At 47.0% G+C, this 16,357-nt stretch carries 16 protein-coding genes and 1 tRNA gene; 5 read left to right on the top strand and 12 right to left on the bottom strand.

The window, feature by feature from the left end; translation table 11 throughout:
* Nucleotides 1-6: 6 nt before the first annotated feature.
* The 5 genes from BFP76_RS08590 to BFP76_RS08570 form a co-directional block, all read right to left on the bottom strand.
* On the bottom strand, nt 7-1,575 hold the full coding sequence (locus BFP76_RS08590; protein WP_099592802.1) for a Re/Si-specific NAD(P)(+) transhydrogenase subunit alpha: 1,569 nt from the start codon (nt 1,573-1,575) through the stop codon (nt 7-9).
* Between the two features lie 293 nt (nt 1,576-1,868).
* Nucleotides 1,869-2,609, bottom strand: a complete 741-nt coding sequence (locus BFP76_RS08585) for a YebC/PmpR family DNA-binding transcriptional regulator (RefSeq protein ID WP_099592800.1) — start codon at nt 2,607-2,609, stop codon at nt 1,869-1,871.
* 95 nt (nt 2,610-2,704) lie between these two features.
* A complete protein-coding gene (locus BFP76_RS08580; RefSeq protein WP_099592798.1) occupies nt 2,705-4,483 on the bottom strand; it encodes an SLC13 family permease in 1,779 nt (592 codons plus the stop codon).
* A 99-nt stretch (nt 4,484-4,582) separates the two neighbouring features.
* Nucleotides 4,583-5,398: a TIGR00282 family metallophosphoesterase gene (locus BFP76_RS08575; RefSeq protein ID WP_099592797.1), complete on the bottom strand. Its 816-nt coding sequence runs from the start codon at nt 5,396-5,398 to the stop codon at nt 4,583-4,585.
* Between the two features lie 23 nt (nt 5,399-5,421).
* A complete protein-coding gene (locus BFP76_RS08570; protein ID WP_099592795.1) occupies nt 5,422-5,985 on the bottom strand; it encodes a 5-formyltetrahydrofolate cyclo-ligase in 564 nt (187 codons plus the stop codon).
* Between the two features lie 314 nt (nt 5,986-6,299).
* On the opposite strand from BFP76_RS08570, the gene BFP76_RS08565 reads away from it, so the two are divergent.
* Together BFP76_RS08565 and BFP76_RS08560 are read left to right on the top strand one after the other, a co-directional pair.
* Nucleotides 6,300-8,714 carry a glycosyltransferase gene (locus BFP76_RS08565; protein ID WP_099592793.1) on the top strand — a complete coding sequence of 805 codons (2,415 nt, stop codon included), beginning with the start codon at nt 6,300-6,302 and terminating at the stop codon, nt 8,712-8,714.
* A 40-nt stretch (nt 8,715-8,754) separates the two neighbouring features.
* Complete coding sequence (locus tag BFP76_RS08560) at nt 8,755-9,186, top strand: MmcB family DNA repair protein (RefSeq protein ID WP_099592791.1); 432 nt, start codon at nt 8,755-8,757, stop codon at nt 9,184-9,186.
* 1 nt (nt 9,187) lies between these two features.
* Here BFP76_RS08560 and BFP76_RS08555 read toward each other — a convergent pair whose 3' ends face one another.
* Nucleotides 9,188-9,382: a DUF6324 family protein gene (locus BFP76_RS08555; protein ID WP_099592789.1), complete on the bottom strand. Its 195-nt coding sequence runs from the start codon at nt 9,380-9,382 to the stop codon at nt 9,188-9,190.
* Between the two features lie 105 nt (nt 9,383-9,487).
* Here BFP76_RS08555 and BFP76_RS08550 point away from each other — a divergent pair.
* Nucleotides 9,488-9,564 (top strand) — tRNA-His (locus tag BFP76_RS08550).
* A 37-nt stretch (nt 9,565-9,601) separates the two neighbouring features.
* On the opposite strand, the gene BFP76_RS08545 is transcribed toward BFP76_RS08550, so the two are convergent.
* The 4 genes from BFP76_RS08545 to BFP76_RS08530 form a co-directional block, all read right to left on the bottom strand.
* Nucleotides 9,602-10,591 carry a GGDEF domain-containing protein gene (locus tag BFP76_RS08545; protein WP_099592786.1) on the bottom strand — a complete coding sequence of 330 codons (990 nt, stop codon included), beginning with the start codon at nt 10,589-10,591 and terminating at the stop codon, nt 9,602-9,604.
* Nucleotides 10,581-11,183, bottom strand: coding sequence for a heme NO-binding domain-containing protein (locus tag BFP76_RS08540; RefSeq protein ID WP_165775690.1), 603 nt, complete (start codon nt 11,181-11,183; stop codon nt 10,581-10,583). The genes BFP76_RS08545 and BFP76_RS08540 overlap by 11 nt, the downstream gene beginning before the upstream one ends.
* Before the next feature lie 84 nt (nt 11,184-11,267).
* The gene (locus tag BFP76_RS08535; protein WP_099592781.1) at nt 11,268-12,818 is read right to left on the bottom strand and encodes a trimethylamine methyltransferase family protein; all 1,551 of its coding nucleotides are present in this window, start codon (nt 12,816-12,818) and stop codon (nt 11,268-11,270) included.
* Between the two features lie 93 nt (nt 12,819-12,911).
* Nucleotides 12,912-13,610 (bottom strand): HAD family hydrolase, encoded by a 699-nt coding sequence (locus tag BFP76_RS08530; protein WP_165775689.1) that lies wholly within the window; start codon nt 13,608-13,610, stop codon nt 12,912-12,914.
* Between the two features lie 59 nt (nt 13,611-13,669).
* Here BFP76_RS08530 and BFP76_RS08525 point away from each other — a divergent pair, with 59 nt between their 5' ends.
* Nucleotides 13,670-14,125 carry a MarR family winged helix-turn-helix transcriptional regulator gene (locus BFP76_RS08525; RefSeq protein ID WP_099592778.1) on the top strand — a complete coding sequence of 152 codons (456 nt, stop codon included), beginning with the start codon at nt 13,670-13,672 and terminating at the stop codon, nt 14,123-14,125.
* Here the strand turns inward: BFP76_RS08525 and BFP76_RS08520 are convergent.
* Nucleotides 14,122-14,406, bottom strand: a complete 285-nt coding sequence (locus tag BFP76_RS08520; RefSeq protein ID WP_099594019.1) for a DUF3572 domain-containing protein — start codon at nt 14,404-14,406, stop codon at nt 14,122-14,124. The genes BFP76_RS08525 and BFP76_RS08520 overlap by 4 nt on opposite strands.
* A gap of 91 nt (nt 14,407-14,497) precedes the next feature.
* On the opposite strand from BFP76_RS08520, the gene BFP76_RS08515 reads away from it, so the two are divergent.
* Complete coding sequence (locus tag BFP76_RS08515) at nt 14,498-15,868, top strand: diguanylate cyclase domain-containing protein (RefSeq protein ID WP_165775688.1); 1,371 nt, start codon at nt 14,498-14,500, stop codon at nt 15,866-15,868.
* Here BFP76_RS08515 and BFP76_RS08510 read toward each other — a convergent pair whose 3' ends face one another.
* On the bottom strand, nt 15,869-16,345 hold the full coding sequence (locus tag BFP76_RS08510; RefSeq protein ID WP_099592773.1) for a periplasmic heavy metal sensor: 477 nt from the start codon (nt 16,343-16,345) through the stop codon (nt 15,869-15,871).
* Nucleotides 16,346-16,357 lie beyond the last annotated feature (12 nt).

Raw genomic sequence — 16,357 nt, 5'->3', positions numbered from 1 at the left:
GCCCCCTTATGATTTTTGGAACATGTTCAACATGCGTCGCGTTACCATGAACCCGCCCACAATGTTGATGGTTGCAATCAAAACGCTCACCGCTGCCAACAAGCCAACGATGAAACCATTACCCCCGATTTGGAGCAACGCGCCAAGGATGATAATCCCTGAAATCGCATTGGTGATCGCCATCAATGGCGTGTGCAATGAATGGCTGACGTTCCAGATAACTTGGAAGCCGACAAAACACGACAATGCAAATACGATGAAATGCTGCATGAATGATGCGGGGGCAAAGCCACCGATCAACAACATCAAAACACCGCCAATCGCGAGCAATGCTGTTTGCTGTGTTCCTGCCTTTTTCATCGCAGCGGCCTGTTCAGCGGCTATTTCTTCGGCTGTTGGCTCTGGTGCGGTTGGTTTTTTCGCAGCAATCGCTGCCACCTTTGGTGGCGGTGGCGGGAATGTAATATCCCCTTCAAACGTTGCGGTTGCACCACGGATCACATCGTCTTCCATATCATGATTGATTTGACCGTCTTTTTCAGGGGTCAAATCCGTCATCATGTGTCGAATGTTGGTGGAATAAAGCGTTGATGATTGCGCCGCCATGCGTGATGGCAAATCGGTATAACCAATGATGGTCACACCATTTTTCGACACGATTTTTTCATCTGCAACGGTCAGGTCACAGTTACCACCACGTTCCGCCGCCAAATCAACAACAACCGAACCTGGTTTTTGCAAGGCAACCATATCTTCAAGCCAAAGCTTTGGCGCATCGCGCCCTGGGATCAACGCCGTGGTGATCACGATGTCCATTTCGGGGGCAAGTTCACGGAATTTTTCCAGCTGTTTTTCACGAAATTCAGGGCTTGATGGGGCGGCGTAACCACCCGTTTCGGCGCCATCTGTTTGTTCTTCGTCAAAATCAAGGAATACAAATTCGGCACCCATGGATTCAATTTGTTCGGCAACCTCTGGACGCACGTCAAATGCATAAACCATCGCACCAAGCGACGTCGCCGCACCAATCGCAGCCAACCCAGCGACGCCTGCGCCGACAACCAAAACCTTGGCCGGTGGAACCTTACCCGCTGCGGTTACTTGGCCCGTAAAGAAACGGCCAAAATTATTCCCCGCCTCCATCACGGCGCGATAGCCTGCGATATTGGCCATGGATGACAGCGCATCCATTTTTTGTGCCCGCGAAATACGTGGCACCATATCCATTGCGATTACATGCGCGCCTTTTTTATTGGCGGCATTCATCAATTCTTCGTTTTGAGCGGGATAGAAGAATGAAATAAGCGTCTGGCCCTTGCGCAGACGTTTGATTTCCGCATCTTCTGGTGGGCGAACCTTGGCAACAATATCCGCCTGTTTGAACAATGCAGCGGCAGATGGCACAACGGTTACGCCCGCGTCTTTGTAATCTTGATCAGAAAATCGTGCGGCTGTTCCTGCACCCTTTTCGATCAGACATTCATATCCTAGTTTTTGTAATTCCAGCGCGGATGCGGGTGTCATCGCCACCCGTGTTTCGCCTTCAAAGATCTCCTTCGGAGTCCCAATGCGCATGACAAACCTCCTTTGTTCAAGCGTCGCCAGCGTGGATGCTAGCGGATTTATACACATGTGGGCGGTCTTAGCATCGATTTACGTGCTGGTCATGCGGCAAACTGGCAAATTTACAAAATACCCTACGGCACTGCGCAATATATTTTGCAAAACTCGGGATTTTCTGAACAAAAATTGCGCATTTCACAAGTCAAAACAAGATAAAAAGCAACGCTTAAATTCGTTTAATACTATGTATTAAAACGAAAAAAGCGCGGTGAAATCCACCGCGCCTTTGTCAAACTTTGTAATTGTTACAGCTGCGCCATAACTTCGTCAGATGCATCCATGTTGGTTGTGACAACCTGAATATCATCGTCATCTTCCAAGGCTTCGATCAATTTCATCACTTTTTCAGCGCCTTCAAAGTCCACTTCTGTGGATGTTGTCGCCTTCCAGATCAGTTTTGTTGATTCTGATTCCCCCAACGCGGATTCAAGTGCGGTTGAAACCGCATGCAAATCCGTATCGGCGCAATAAATGTCATGCCCATCTTCTGAGCTTTCCACATCTTCTGCCCCTGCTTCGATTGCATGCTCAAAAATTGTGTCTGCATCACCAGCGTCAGCCAGATAAACAACCAAACCTTTGCGTTCAAACATGAAAGAAACGGCACCTGTTTCCGCCAAATTACCACCAGATTTGGTGAATGTTGAACGCACGGTGGATGCGGTACGGTTTTTATTGTCGGTCATCGCCTCTACGATCACGGCCACTCCGTTTGGACCATAGCCTTCGTAACGGATTTCTTCGTAGTTTTCACCGTCCGCAGCAGACGCTTTGTTGATCGCACGATCAATCACATCCTTTGGCACCGAATTTGATTTCGCCTCTTTCACGGCCAAACGCAAACGTGGGTTTTTATCGGGATCAGGATCGCCCATTTTAGCAGCAACCGTAATTTCCTTGGACAGTTTGGAAAACAGTTTTGAACGCAGTTTATCCTGACGTCCTTTGCGGTGTTGAATATTTGCCCATTTGGAATGGCCAGCCATGTGCGAACCTCTTTTGAATTACAGCTTTTGCGCCTTATAGAAAGATGCGCGACGGGTTTCAAGTGATGGCAATTACATGCAATCACTCGCCCCGATTATAACGGCCAAAAATATGGAATTAACAGGCTGGTCAACAACCCAATCGACAGGTTCAGCGGGATACCGATTTTCATGAAATCCGTAAAACTATACCCACCCGGACCATAAACAAGCGTATTGGTTTGATAGCCAATCGGCGTTGCAAAACTGGCCGATGCGGCAACCATCACCGCCACAACCAATGGGCGCGGATCAACACCAAGTGCGGTTGCCAATGCGATGGCAATTGGTGTTACCACAACCGCAACGGCGTTGTTTGACACCAATTCAGTTAAAACTGACGTCAGCAAGAAAATCGCCCACACCACGAAAAACGGTGGCAAGCCATGCAACATTGGCGCCACTGCATTTGCAATCAACGCCACAGCACCCGATGCTTGTAGCCCTGCCCCGATGGCAAGCATCGAAAAGATCAGGACAAGCAATGCTCCATCCACGGATTCAAATGCCTCTTCCGCATCAATACAGCGGGTCAACAATACGGTTGCAACCGCAACGCCAGCCACCGCAAAAATTGGGGCAACACCGATTGCGGCCAACACCACCACTGCACCCAGTGCCAAAATCACTATCGGTGCTTTTTGACGACGATATGGGCGTGCGGTTGGTTCCGCCAATTCAGCCATGTTCAATTCTTCGGACATGCGATGAATGTCGTCTGGCGCACCTTCCAGCAAAAGCGTATCGCCAACCTTGACCACGATGTCTTCTAACTGGCTACCGATGTTTTGATTTTTGCGGTGTAGCGCCAGTGGATAAACACCAAAACGGCGGCGCAAACGCATGTTGCCCAAACGTTTACCGATCAATTTACATCCTGGGCTGATCAACGCTTCGACGGTTGTTGCCTCTCGCGATGCAACCTTGTCCGCGACAATCACGTCTTTGCTTTCTTTCAGACCCAATAATTCTGTCACAGCCGTTTTAAGAACAACCCGATCCCCTGCTTCCAGTTCCACAGTTTTCAGGCGACGGCGCAATGATTTATCACCGCGCACAACGTCAATCACCCGCCCGCTATCGCGTTTGAATTCATCAACTTCGACTGGAATTGAACCAATCAATGCGCTGTTTTCTGGAATCAAAACTTCTGTAAAAAATCGCATGGTGGTTTTGTCACGTAACAGATCGGACATGCTTTCGCGGCTGGGCAACAATCGATTTGCAAACAACCACAGATAAACTGTGCCAAATGCAACAAGGATCAGGGCAAGCGGTGTAACCTCGAACATGGTGAATGGTTCCAAACCTTCGGCACGTGCAACACCATCAACCAACAGATTTGTTGATGTCCCGATCAGGGTACATATACCGCCAAGAATTGCCATATATGACAATGGAATCAACATCTTGGATGCCGTTACATTGAACAATTTTGCCATTTGCATCGCAATCGGGATCATAATCACAACAACAGGTGTATTATTCATGAATGCCGATGCGACCACAACAAAAATTGCCAAGCCAATCAATACGGGAATGGGGTATTTACCCCCATATGTCGTCACTTGGTTTGTCAGACTGGTTAAAACCCCTGTTCGCACCAATGCGCCAGACAGGATGAACATCGCGGCAATCGTCCATGGCGCTGGGTTTGAAAATACCTCTAACACCGTGTCATAGGGCAATATGCCCGTCAGCATCAAAAATGAAGCCCCAGACAAGGCAACAACCTCTGTTGGATACAGCTCTTTGATGAACATATAGAACATGACCGCGACAACGCCCATCGACAGAATTGCGTGCCAAGATTCAGGAATAAAATTCGCTAGCATTGATTGCCCCTTTGCGTGTTAAACACATATTTAACACTGTTTGGGCACTGCTCAAGTACCGTTATGATTAATCGCTAAATTGTCTTTGTTAATAACCGGTTATTGCGGCCCAGATTGTTGTAACCGCCCACCAACGCGCACCTGTGCCACCGATATTGCCAATCCGGTTTTATCATCGGTTTCCACAAACACGCCTGACAGGGTTGCATCCCCACCTGCGGGGGTGAATCGCCCTTTGGCCATGCCCGTCACAAATCGGCGCATCGGTTCCAATTTTTCCATGCCAATCACGCTATCATAATCGCCACACATACCCGCATCTGATTGTACCGCCGTCCCACCAGTGAGTATTTGCGTATCCGCCGTTGGTACATGTGTGTGTGTTCCAACAACCAGCGATGCGCGCCCATCAAGCCAATGCCCCATACCCATTTTTTCTGATGTTGCCTCGGCGTGGAAGTCAACGATGACGGCTTGCGCTTGTCCACCCAGTGGTGCGGCCTTTAACGCTTGATCCAGCGCGGAAAACGGATCTGCAAATGGTTTTTTCATGAACACCTGCCCCAAGGCCTGTGCCACAAAAACCTTTTTGCCGTTTTGTGCTGTATACAAACGCGCACCTTTACCAGGTGCCGTCGCGGCATAGTTCAGCGGACGAATGATACGCGGTTCGGTTTCAACAAACGAAAGCATGTCCTTTTGATCAAACGCATGATCGCCAAGCGTGATAACATCGGCTCCTGCATCCAATAAAACCTTGGCATGTGCAGCAGAAAGCCCCATGCCACCCGTTGCATTTTCGCCGTTCACCACGACAAAATCCAAGCGCCAATCTTTGCGAAGATTTGCAAGCCGCTCTGATATCGCCGCACGTCCCGCACGGCCCATCACATCACCAAGGAATAATAATCTCATGCCCCTTGCGTATATTGCACAGGTTAAAAGGACAAGATGCCCTTTTCAGTTATCACTGCATCCAGCTTGTAATCGGTTTCTTCGCGCGGGACGATCATCAATTCTTGTTCGCTATAAGCAAAACCGATGGCTTGGAATTTTTTCTGCTCGCCAATCTGTGCGAATGAACGATCATAAAATCCGCCGCCGTATCCCAATCGATAACCCGATGGATCAAAGGCAACCAAAGGCGTGATAATGACATCGGGGACTAAAATTGCACCGTTTTTGGGAACAGATGCGCCAAAGGGGCCATCAATCATGTCGCAATCTGGTGTCCATTCTTGAAATTCCAGCGGTTGACCCTCGCCAATAATGACTGGCACACAAATGCGCCGTCCGCGCATTGCCATGCGTTTCATGCTGGGCAATGGGGATACCTCTGTTCGGATGGGCATATATGCCGCGATAACAAGCGCTTGGTCTTGTTGTTTTAAAAATGACGTAAGTTGTGCATTCGCATCATCATCAAGCCCTTGTCCATGTGCGATTTTACGTTCGCCAAAGGCCGCCTTGCGCGCCATTGCTTTTAATTCTGATGTATTCATTTTGACCGATTTCTTTAATGTGGCGGGCCCGCATTCCCGAAGGATCGCAGAGGTGGAAGTGGGTTATTCCCGAGAGCCTGGATTACCAGGTGGGTGCCAGATATGATAGGCCACGGCCAGTCGCAGAGCCAGCTCCCTCTCAAAAAAATTATCGGCCACTGGAATAGGACTTCTCACCAAAAGGGCAGAACCCGCCAAGCGTTAAGATAGTCGTTCTGTTTGACCTACACAAGGGGGCGCGACAAAGACAATTTTCATTAAATGCCCGTTAACTTTCTCGGCGTAAATCTGAATAAAATTTATGCGGGATTGTTATGAAACATCAATTATTTTCAGCCTTGAACACAAATGATTCCGCTCGTGCCAATACGCCAGAAAACGCCCCAATTAATCTGTTGGTTTATGCTCATTTTTCGCCCGATGAAAATCCCAATTGGGACGCAATAAATCTGGTTACTGGCGCAATAAACAAGGCGGCAAAGGTCACCACTGTTTCGGGTGTACAGCGCGATTTTGCGCAATATCACATCAATTTCGCAACCCCGCATAAATATGAAACAAGTTTTGCGCAATTGGGACGAAACTTACCTGATTTTTCTCATATTATCATATATTTAAAATGCATTGTTGAACCAGAATTAACCGGCGATCACCCTTGGAAAAGGATCAAGGAACGCCGCCGCATGGTTCAGATGATGCGCCGCTTTGTAAACATGAACACAGATGTGATTTTTGTGGGGACAGCGCGTGAGCGCATCACATTCATGAAATCTATGTTTTTTACAAAACCACGGGCACGCATTCATTATGTATCAACGACAAACGAAATTGACGCATTGTCTGATCTGGCATCAAGTGTTGGATCATCTGTTGGACAAGATCAAACATCGCTGCAACAATTTACCCGACATGCCAATTTTGAATTTGAACCGGGCGCATTAAACCCGCGTTACATTTTACGTCATTTACGCTCACCACATGCAAATGATGCGGAACTTGCAACATTGTGCCGTTTGGCCTTGTCACCGCAAATTTGCGAACATGAAATGATACATCGTATCAAAAATCAATTTTGGCCATGCGAAGATATTTCATTTCAACGCGAAAAAAAATCGCCCATTGAATTGGCACAGCAACCTACTCAATATCCAAATATCACGCGATATATGTTGCATTTATTTCAAGTTTTTAATCTCCAATCAAAATTCAATCTATCGTCAACCAGTGGACGCAATGCGTATATTAGCTGGTATCAAATAAACGCGCGTTCAAAGGTTCCCACAAAATGGATACCGCAGAGCATTGAAAGTTCAACAAAACCGCGTTCTCAATTTTTTAGGGTGCCATATTGTGATGAAATCAACGCGTTTTTAAGCGGAAAATCTGATTTCGACGCGCTTCCCCACCGATTGCAGGAATTGTTCACGCTCAAAAAACATGCGCATGGCCCAACGGGGTTAATGCTATTTTTCGCAATGTTATGTGGTGCGCATTCACAATCAAGTGGCGCAGATATGCTTTGGCGCGACATACGCTTGGTTCAATGGTTTGATGCAAAAATACGCCCAAATTTAAACTTTGCTCACCCACAAACACCAAATACCGTTTCCAAAACAACGCACAAGCTTGTCATCAATGGTATCACAACGGGGTGTTCCGGTCTGGCGGCGAATTTGCGCATGACGCAAAATGCGCTCGATACGATTGGATTAAAATTTGAAACAATCGATACATTTCAACCACATACAGATGCCCCCACCCACCAGCGAAACACGATCAGCCCAAAACGAAATGTATTGATACATCATGTCAACGCAGAGCGTGTTCCGCTCCAACTGATCACGCCGGAATTGGCGCGGCGCAATGACATCTATCAAATCGGGTTTCCCCTTTGGGAATTATCACGCATTCCCGACATCCATCACCTTGGCATTGATATGCTCGACGAATTGTGGGTCCCAAGCAAATTTGTCGCTGACCTTTATGCCCACCAAACGTCTGTGAATATACAGCTGATGGGAAAATCCATGCCAGAGCTTGATATGCTGGACGTTTTGTCAAAAACACGTCAGCGCGACGGGGATAAATTCAGATGCTTAACTGCATTTGATTTTCATTCTTCGGTGGAACGCAAAAACCCAATCGCCGCAGTTTATGCGTTTCAAAAGGCATTCCCACGTCGTCGTTTTCCTGATTGTGAGTTCATCATAAAAACAACCAAAACACAGTCGGATCATTGGGGTGATCCCAACAATCAATTCGGACAAATTCGCCGTATCGCATTTTTGGACAGTCGGATAAAAATCTGTGAATCAATTTTGACCCAAGCCAATTATTTCCGATTGCTCGCCAGCGCTGACTGTTTGATTTCCCCCCACAGAGGCGAAGGTTTTGGATATTTTGCCGCCTATGCGTTGGCACTGGCAAAACCGTTGATTGTCACCAATTATGGTGGCACGCAGGATTTTTGCAACTATGACAATAGCTATCCAATTGTTGCGCCGATGATTGATGTTCCCAAAAATCATGCCATTTATCCTACGCAAAACGCACAATGGGCGGATATTTCACCCGATGCGATCGCAAAATCGTTGCAACAGATATACACTGATTATGATTTGGCGAAACAACGCGCATTTCGTGGACAACGGGAAATCCAAACCCGATATTGTGCACAACGCTATACTCAACGCTGTTTTGATCGTCTCCAGGCAATTGGTGTGATCTAGCAAACTTGACCAAAAACTCGCGTGAACGATACAGTTCGGTATGGAACACGAACTTCAGGCTGGGCAACTTTTGGCGCGAGGCGTTCAGCGCTTATTTGGTGAAATGAATTTCGCCAGTATTACCGAATTGACGCCAACTCGTAGATTGCGCGTCGATGTGATGGCAATCACTCCAAAAGGTGACATTTGGATTGTGGAATGTAAATCAAGCCGTGCTGATTTCACATCCGACAATAAATGGCAGGGATATATCGATTGGTGCGATCAGTTTTATTTTGCCACGCCACCAGATTTTCCCACCGATATATTGCCATCGGATCAAGGGTTAATTTTCGCAGATTCGTATGGTGCGGCAATCAATCGACCAGCACCCATTACAAAGTTAAACCCAGCGCGGCGAAAAAAATTGATTTTGAATTTTGCCCGCTGCGCGGCGCAGCGGCTTCATCAACAAATTGATCCGCGAATCTAGTCTATTTTGCACCTTTAACGTTCCGCGCCTGCGCTGCGGCTGCCTTGATTTCTTCGGCGATTTCTTCTGCCTCTTCAGGGTCAAAATCCATTGGAATTTCAAATGCTTCGCCCAAAATGAACAACCGCACCATACCATCCGTGGTTGGCCCAATTTGCAAATTCGCCTCGACATCGCTTGGTGTATTGATACCCATCTTATTCTCCTTTTTATAAAACTCGCTAACAATAAGAGAAGTTTCATGCAAGAGGTCGATCAAGGCTTGCAATCCTTTGCGAGGATCGCTAATTGAACGCCCAGTGCCGGCGTAGCTCAGTAGGTTAGAGCGCTTGATTGTGGATCAAGAGGCCCCCCGTTCGAGCCGGGGCGCTGGTACCATTTCCCAAAATTCGATCACAGCGTCAGTTTGTTCGTATCAGTGCGAAACAATTGTAAATCGTCCCCGCCCCTGATTTTTGGATTCATATAGCGCGGTATCTGAAACTGACAAAATCTGATCTATGGAATCAAATTGATCACCATTGGTTACGATGGCACCCAAGCTGATTCCGATTTGACAATTGTCCTGTTTGAATTGAATCGGCTCGGATATTTTTCGAATGATACGATCGAAAAATGACTCCAAGGTTTTGACATTGCCAAAATTTGGCAAAACCATCACAAATTCATCCCCCCCCAATCGCGCGACCATGTCCAATGGGCGCGTTTCAGAACGCAATCGGTTGGCAACCGTTTTCAACACATAGTCACCCGCGGCGTGACCAAAGCTATCGTTTACAGCCTTGAAATGATCCAAATCCATCAAGATCACAGCAAAGTTTTTTGCCAATTCACGTGAAAGCAACCGACGCACGAACCGCATCAATGCCCGACGATTTCCAAGACCGGTCAACGGATCAGTAATTGCCAATTCCTCGGCCTCGATTTTGGCCCCGTGAAGTTGGTGGTTTAACCCCTGCGCCGCCCCCAACACGGCCTTTTGCATTTCGATCATATACAGCAAATCAATGCTGACGTCTGTTGGTGCAAAATCAGTTGCAACCAGATTTTGCTGATCAACAATTTGTTCCAGTCCGATCCCAAGATTGAAATTCAACAAATAACCATCGCCCATAGGCAATGGCGCCAATACACAGGCCATTTTACGCAACCGATTACAACGTGTGTTCACCAAAACCTTGGTGTCGATCAGAGATTCAATCTGATCAAATTCACCAAACCCTTGCGGCCGATGAAATTCGAACAAAGTCATGAAATGTCGTCCCCGAAATCGCGTGCCTTTCAACACCTTTCGAAGCAACGGGCCCGCATCGCGAATTTTCCCATCGGTGCCAACGATCACATACATCGGCATTAAACGCGCGAGGTCATTTTGACCAAGGTTTATCACGGCTTCAGGCATCATATGTCACCATTGCATTGCGCGGTGATTTTTCTGCGGCCCAGTCTTGTTGATGAATTTCAATATCAAACAGATCACATGTTTGCCCGGCAATGAATTCATTGCGCCGCGAAATCGATACCAATGTTTGATAATGATCCGCCATCGCGCATAAAAGCCCAAGAAAAATGGCGCCGTATCCAGTATGATGAAATTCGCTTTTCAATTGAAATCGTTTGGTGTTGAATTCAAACAATGTGAAACGCGGCAGATCCAATTCTGGGATCGCGATGTGAACCCGATCATTTACATCTTCGAGCGAGTATAAAAAATCAACAAAGGTTTCACCGCCCAATCGTAATAACTTTAGAACCGAAGGCGGGCTATGTTCGGAAACCAGATATGTTCCAAAATCTTCTAATATTTCGTGACGATTGCGTCGTGTCGTGTCACAAATAGATGCAATCATTTGTTCGGTAATCATATCTTCATAGGTGAGCATCGTTTCAAAATTACAAAACGTTAGCCCAACGGTTTCGCGCACCTGATTCCACGCCTGTCCGCCATAAATATCGCGAATAAAACACTGCAATCCCCGATTCAAAATTCCATGCACAACCAATCCTTCTCGCTTTGGGCAACTATTGCGAAGAATGGTTAACAAATTGATGAAATTTCAAATTTGATACAAAGACTGTGGTTAAAAGTCGGTTGGAGCTCCGCCTTCTGATTTGCGCCGCGCCACGAATGCGGATAATTCCTCTTTTATCGCGCTGTCCATCGGTGGGGGCGTAAATTCATTTATGATGTCTTTGTATATTTTATGCGCGCGCTCTGCGGTCCACACGCCGCCATCCAGTTCCCAAGCCTCGTAATTTCGCCAGTCAGATGCAAATGGGGCGTAAAACGCGGTTTCATACCGATCTTGGGTATGGTCGATCGCGAAAAAATTCGCGCCAGGTGCGTGACCGACCTCGCGGATGGCATCAATGGCAATGTCATCGGGTGTTGTTGCGGTGATTGATGGATCAAAATAACGTTGAATGTGTTGCAAAACTTCGCAATCCATCACAAATTTTTCGGGGCTGGCGATTAAACCACCTTCAAGCCAACCTGCCGCGTGATAAACCAAATTTGTACCCGACTGCACCGCCGCCCATAATGAATTTGACGTTTCCCACATGGCCTGACCATCAGGGACATTGGCCGCACACACCCCAGATGAACGCATGGGTAAACCGTAAAACCGCGCCATCTGTCCCGTCATTTGGGTTGCGCGGATATATTCAGGTGTTCCAAATGCTGGTGCGCCTGATTTCATATCAACGTTCGATGTAAATGTGCCAATCAAACATGGGCAACCTGCGCGGATAATCTGGATCAAAACAATCGCGGCCAAACCTTCGGCCAATGAAAGTGTTACTGCCCCTGCCATTGTTACCGGCGCCATTGCGCCCGCCAAGGTAAATGGTGTCACCACAATGGGTTGCCCCCGACGCGCAAGGCGCATGGTGCCATCAAGCATAGGATAATCATGTTTCAGCGGCGAAACCGAATTGATATTCGTATACATGCGCGGAGTTTCGTCAAATTCATCATGAGAAAGCCCACCCGCGATACGCACCATTTCCATCACATCTTCGACCCGTTCTTTGCCCAATGAATAGGCATGAACAACTTTGTCTGTGAGTGTGAGCTTTTCAAACAAGCAATCCAAATGGCGCACCGATGCATGAACATCCACGGGTTCCACAGGATAGCCCCCCGCCACATGGATACAGTTGAAATATTGCGTCAGCTTCATGAAGTCGCGAAACCCGTTCATGTCACCTGGTCGTTTGCCACGTTCCAGATCCCACATGTTTGGGGGCGACGATACATTCACAAACGCCATGTGATTGCCACCAAGTGTAATTTGATGGGCGGGATTGCGCGGGGTTATGGTAAATTCAGATGGTGCCTTGGCAACCATTTCCATCACCATATCGCGCCCCATGCGTACGTTTTCACCATCCACCGCGCATCCAAATTTGCGCAAAATTGCAAGCGCCTCTGGGTTCATAAATTGAATGCCGATGTTTTCCAGAATGTCCATTGCACCATTGTGAATGGCTTGAATGCCATCTTTGTCCAATGGCTCGGTCGGGCGATCTATGTTGATGGGTTGGCGAAACGGCATTTGTTCAATCGCCGTTTTTATCGCGCGACGTTGATTGCCCGCACGCCCACCGCCTCTTTTTCGTAATGCCACGTGAACCTCCGCTGTTTTCCAACAGCTTAGCAAGCACAAGAACAAAAAATGCGCAGAAGCGACGTTTGAACGTCTGACTTGGCGAAATTTACGCTAAATTGCCAAATGCGCTGGCAATTCGGAAATGTCGTTCAACACAATATCGGCGGCATGTTCAATTTCATCGCGCACCGCTGGGCCGGTTAACACGCCTACGCGATAACATCCCGCGGCATCACCAGCGTGAAGATCATGTGTGCTGTCACCGACCATGGCAATGGCGTTTGCTGGAATACCAACCGCCTCGGCAAATCCAAATATCATGCCCGGATCAGGTTTGCCGCCAAACCCGCTATTGCACCCAGCAACGAAATCAAAAATTTCGAAAATACCTGCGTCACGCAATTGTTTGATGGCATTTTCTTCCAAATCATTCGTTGCAACACCCAATGCATAGCCTGATGATTTCAATCCTTGCAAGGTTTGCACCAACTCTTTTACTGGTACAGCCAGCAATTTTTCAAATTCAACCCGCCCGATCTGTTCAATCATTTCAAACGTCAGCGCATCATCCGCGCCAAGCCATGCAGCAACAGTTTCCTCTGCTGTTCCATTCACGATGATCGAACCTGTTTCAAACGCCATTGTTTCCACATCAAACCCACAAGATTTTCCCAAACGTATTTGGCGGGGTAAATCATCAGGTGCGAGTAATGAAATCACATTTTTGCACCACGCCGCCCAAGTGGCATTGAAATCAAATAAGGTTCCGTCTTTGTCAAAAAGAACGGCCTTGATTTTGGGCTGTGACATGTTCGAAACTTTCGCGATTGGGTTTGACAGTGCGCACAAGTTAATTAACATTGCGAACTATGTCGAATGCAAAACGCTATAACTTACAAACTGGATTTGGCTATCGGTTTACGATGATCGGCCAAACAAATTCGCGCAGGCTTGAAAACGAGCTACAAAAGCTTGGACTGACGCGGATGAAATGGTGCGTTCTGGTTGCCGTTGGCGAAGAAAAGCTTCACCAGCCATCACAAATTGCGGAATTTATCGGAATCAATCGCACCGCCGCATCGCGCACCCTGCGCCAGATGGAGGCAGAAGGATTGATCGTACGCACAGGTGGGCTTGGCGATAAGCGAAGCACAAATGTTACGCTGACCACCAAAGCGCAGGGCATTTTAAACCAAGCCATTCCGCGCGTGGCATTTATCGGAAAATGGTTTCGCGAAAAATTATCACCCGTGGAATTGGAACAGCTTGAAAATATCTTGAACAAGCTGCTCGATGGTGAAGAACGCGATTTTTCTCAACTTTAGGTCCAATTGGGGATGTCCCCACCAGGCAGCATTTGGCGCGCCATAAATGGCAATTCAGGCTCAAGGTTCTGTGCCATACAAAAATCACGCACAAAATTATCATCCATCAATAAAAAATCCAAAACCGCTCCCAAAAACGCAGGTTGATCCGCACCATCACGCAGATCTTGCGCCGATGCGCCCGTGGCCCCCAGAAACACAGGCAGCAATTCATCATTCCCCACCAGCCACTCCAAGCATTGCAAAGCAATTGTTTCGGCACGGTCTTTGTTCATGGCCATTTGCATTCCTTAAATTTTCCTAAAATTGTAAATCTTTCGTTAACAGAAAAAGCGTTCAATTCACCATAACTTTTAGCGTGGAATGATCGAAATGCCTGGAAAAATACTTGTCGCTGATCCGATTGTGACAAACCGTATCGCGTTAAAAATGCTGCTGTCCAAAGAATATTTTGATCTTTGTCTCATCGGGTGCCCCGATGGCATTTGTGATACAATCTTAAAGCGCCGCGCGGATGTGGTTTTGTTATCACAACGGTTTGCAACAACCACCGGATATGATGTTTGTCGCACCATAAAATCAAACCCAGACACCAGTGATATTCCCGTCATTATCATCAACGATACAAAGCCTCAAAATTGGGTGTTGGCAGAAGATTGTGGTGCGGACGACCTCATTTCAATGGCACTGGATAAAACATATTTGATCCAACGCATTCGCACGCTGTATCGGCGCAAAGCAGAGTTGGACGCGAGTTTAATCCATCTTCACGCGGCTGAATTGGTTGGATTTTCTGAAACGACGCCCAGCGCATTTCAACATGCCAAAAAGAATTTAAACGTTCATATTCTTGATGATGGGTCATTATTTTGCGATCAAATCGCGGCATCCCTGTCGCGGTGCAAAACCAAACGTGTCTCAATAAACAATACACCAACTTCTTTGATGAAAGACATTGCATGTGCCGATGTGATTATCATTCCGTTTTTGGATAAATTGTTCCGATCCGATCATGCGATCGTGTGGAAAATAAACGCTTTGATCAAGGAAACCGCAATACCTGTCTTGGTGGTTTTTGAACATGCCAATGCGCAATCTCATGCGATGGCGGTACGATTGGGATTGTCGGAATATTCTTGTGGTTCTGAAAATCTTGCGCGGCTTGGCTTGCGCGTGCAATCAATCGTTCATTTTACCAAACGCAAATCATCAACACGCGAAATTTTATCCAACCATGTGCAAGAAGCAAAAATGGATTCCCTGACCGGTCTTTATAATCGGCGCTATGGGATGAAATATTTATCCCACCTGATGCACAAACCAAATGCGAAAACCAAACCGTTGGCGGTAATGATGTTGGATTTGGACAATTTCAAAACACTGAATGACACACATGGGCACGTCATTGGTGATCAAATTTTAAACGAACTTGGCGATGTATTGAAAAACAGTGTGCGCAGCGCAGATATGATCATGCGCATTGGTGGCGAAGAATTTTTAATCATGCTTCCCGATTGCTTTTTACCCACCGCACAAACAATCGCCCAACGAATATTGGATAAAATTCGAACGGTGGAATTTGTTTCTGATAAATTGGAAAAACGGCTTCACGTTACTGCCAGCATTGGCATTGCAATTCACGATGGGCGCGAAACCAAGGACAGTTTAATATCTCGCGCCGATGCGGCATTGTTCCAATCGAAAAAACACGGGCGTGATCAATTTCATTTTTGCAAAGTTTGATTATTTGTCTTTGTTGCGCTTGGACTTGTTGCGAAGTTCACGCATGTTTTTTGAAAATGTCGCGCGTTCATCATCCGTCATATTTGCGATCACTTCGACAAATGCTTGGCTGCTGGATTGCGCGGCAACAGAAACCAAGTTTTGCTGTTGGTTAAGCGCATTTTCCAAAACGCTGCGATTAAAAGGAACCGCCTCTATCGCATTGGTGATGTCCTCTTTCGCAGCACGAAATTGAACGCGGTCAAATTTGTTTTTCTCTTTGTTTTGTTCGAAATTTGCACGCAGTTCTTTACGTTTATCTTCGGGTAATGCCATCATGACCGCACGCATATTCGCAACAGAAACAGACGAATGATGTTTTGGCGGGCCTTTGATAGCCGCCCCCGCAATCAATCCTGCAAAGACCAGATTCAGCCCAACAGAACCAATCAACAGATATTTTTTCCAATTTCTGTTTTGTTTGATTTGATTTTCCATAATCACCCCACC

Source organism: Paramylibacter kogurei, assembly GCF_002742285.1.
Taxonomy (GTDB): domain Bacteria; phylum Pseudomonadota; class Alphaproteobacteria; order Rhodobacterales; family Rhodobacteraceae; genus Amylibacter; species Amylibacter kogurei.
This window is presented reverse-complemented; position numbering and strand designations above follow the sequence as displayed.

What these genes read in the sequence shown, in the direction of transcription:
- BFP76_RS08545 (WP_099592786.1), bottom strand. Translation starts at nt 10,591, where the DNA reads ATGATGCCTGAAGCCGTGATAAACCTTGGTCAAAATGACCTCGCGCGT.
- BFP76_RS08560 (WP_099592791.1), top strand. Translation starts at nt 8,755, where the DNA reads ATGGAACACGAACTTCAGGCTGGGCAACTTTTGGCGCGAGGCGTTCAG.
- BFP76_RS08520 (WP_099594019.1), bottom strand. Translation starts at nt 14,406, where the DNA reads ATGGCCATGAACAAAGACCGTGCCGAAACAATTGCTTTGCAATGCTTG.
- BFP76_RS08565 (WP_099592793.1), top strand. Translation starts at nt 6,300, where the DNA reads ATGAAACATCAATTATTTTCAGCCTTGAACACAAATGATTCCGCTCGT.
- BFP76_RS08515 (WP_165775688.1), top strand. Translation starts at nt 14,498, where the DNA reads ATGCCTGGAAAAATACTTGTCGCTGATCCGATTGTGACAAACCGTATC.
- BFP76_RS08510 (WP_099592773.1), bottom strand. Translation starts at nt 16,345, where the DNA reads ATGGAAAATCAAATCAAACAAAACAGAAATTGGAAAAAATATCTGTTG.
- BFP76_RS08555 (WP_099592789.1), bottom strand. Translation starts at nt 9,382, where the DNA reads ATGGGTATCAATACACCAAGCGATGTCGAGGCGAATTTGCAAATTGGG.
- BFP76_RS08580 (WP_099592798.1), bottom strand. Translation starts at nt 4,483, where the DNA reads ATGCTAGCGAATTTTATTCCTGAATCTTGGCACGCAATTCTGTCGATG.
- BFP76_RS08530 (WP_165775689.1), bottom strand. Translation starts at nt 13,610, where the DNA reads ATGTCACAGCCCAAAATCAAGGCCGTTCTTTTTGACAAAGACGGAACC.
- BFP76_RS08585 (WP_099592800.1), bottom strand. Translation starts at nt 2,609, where the DNA reads ATGGCTGGCCATTCCAAATGGGCAAATATTCAACACCGCAAAGGACGT.
- BFP76_RS08525 (WP_099592778.1), top strand. Translation starts at nt 13,670, where the DNA reads ATGTCGAATGCAAAACGCTATAACTTACAAACTGGATTTGGCTATCGG.
- BFP76_RS08590 (WP_099592802.1), bottom strand. Translation starts at nt 1,575, where the DNA reads ATGCGCATTGGGACTCCGAAGGAGATCTTTGAAGGCGAAACACGGGTG.
- BFP76_RS08575 (WP_099592797.1), bottom strand. Translation starts at nt 5,398, where the DNA reads ATGAGATTATTATTCCTTGGTGATGTGATGGGCCGTGCGGGACGTGCG.
- BFP76_RS08570 (WP_099592795.1), bottom strand. Translation starts at nt 5,985, where the DNA reads ATGAATACATCAGAATTAAAAGCAATGGCGCGCAAGGCGGCCTTTGGC.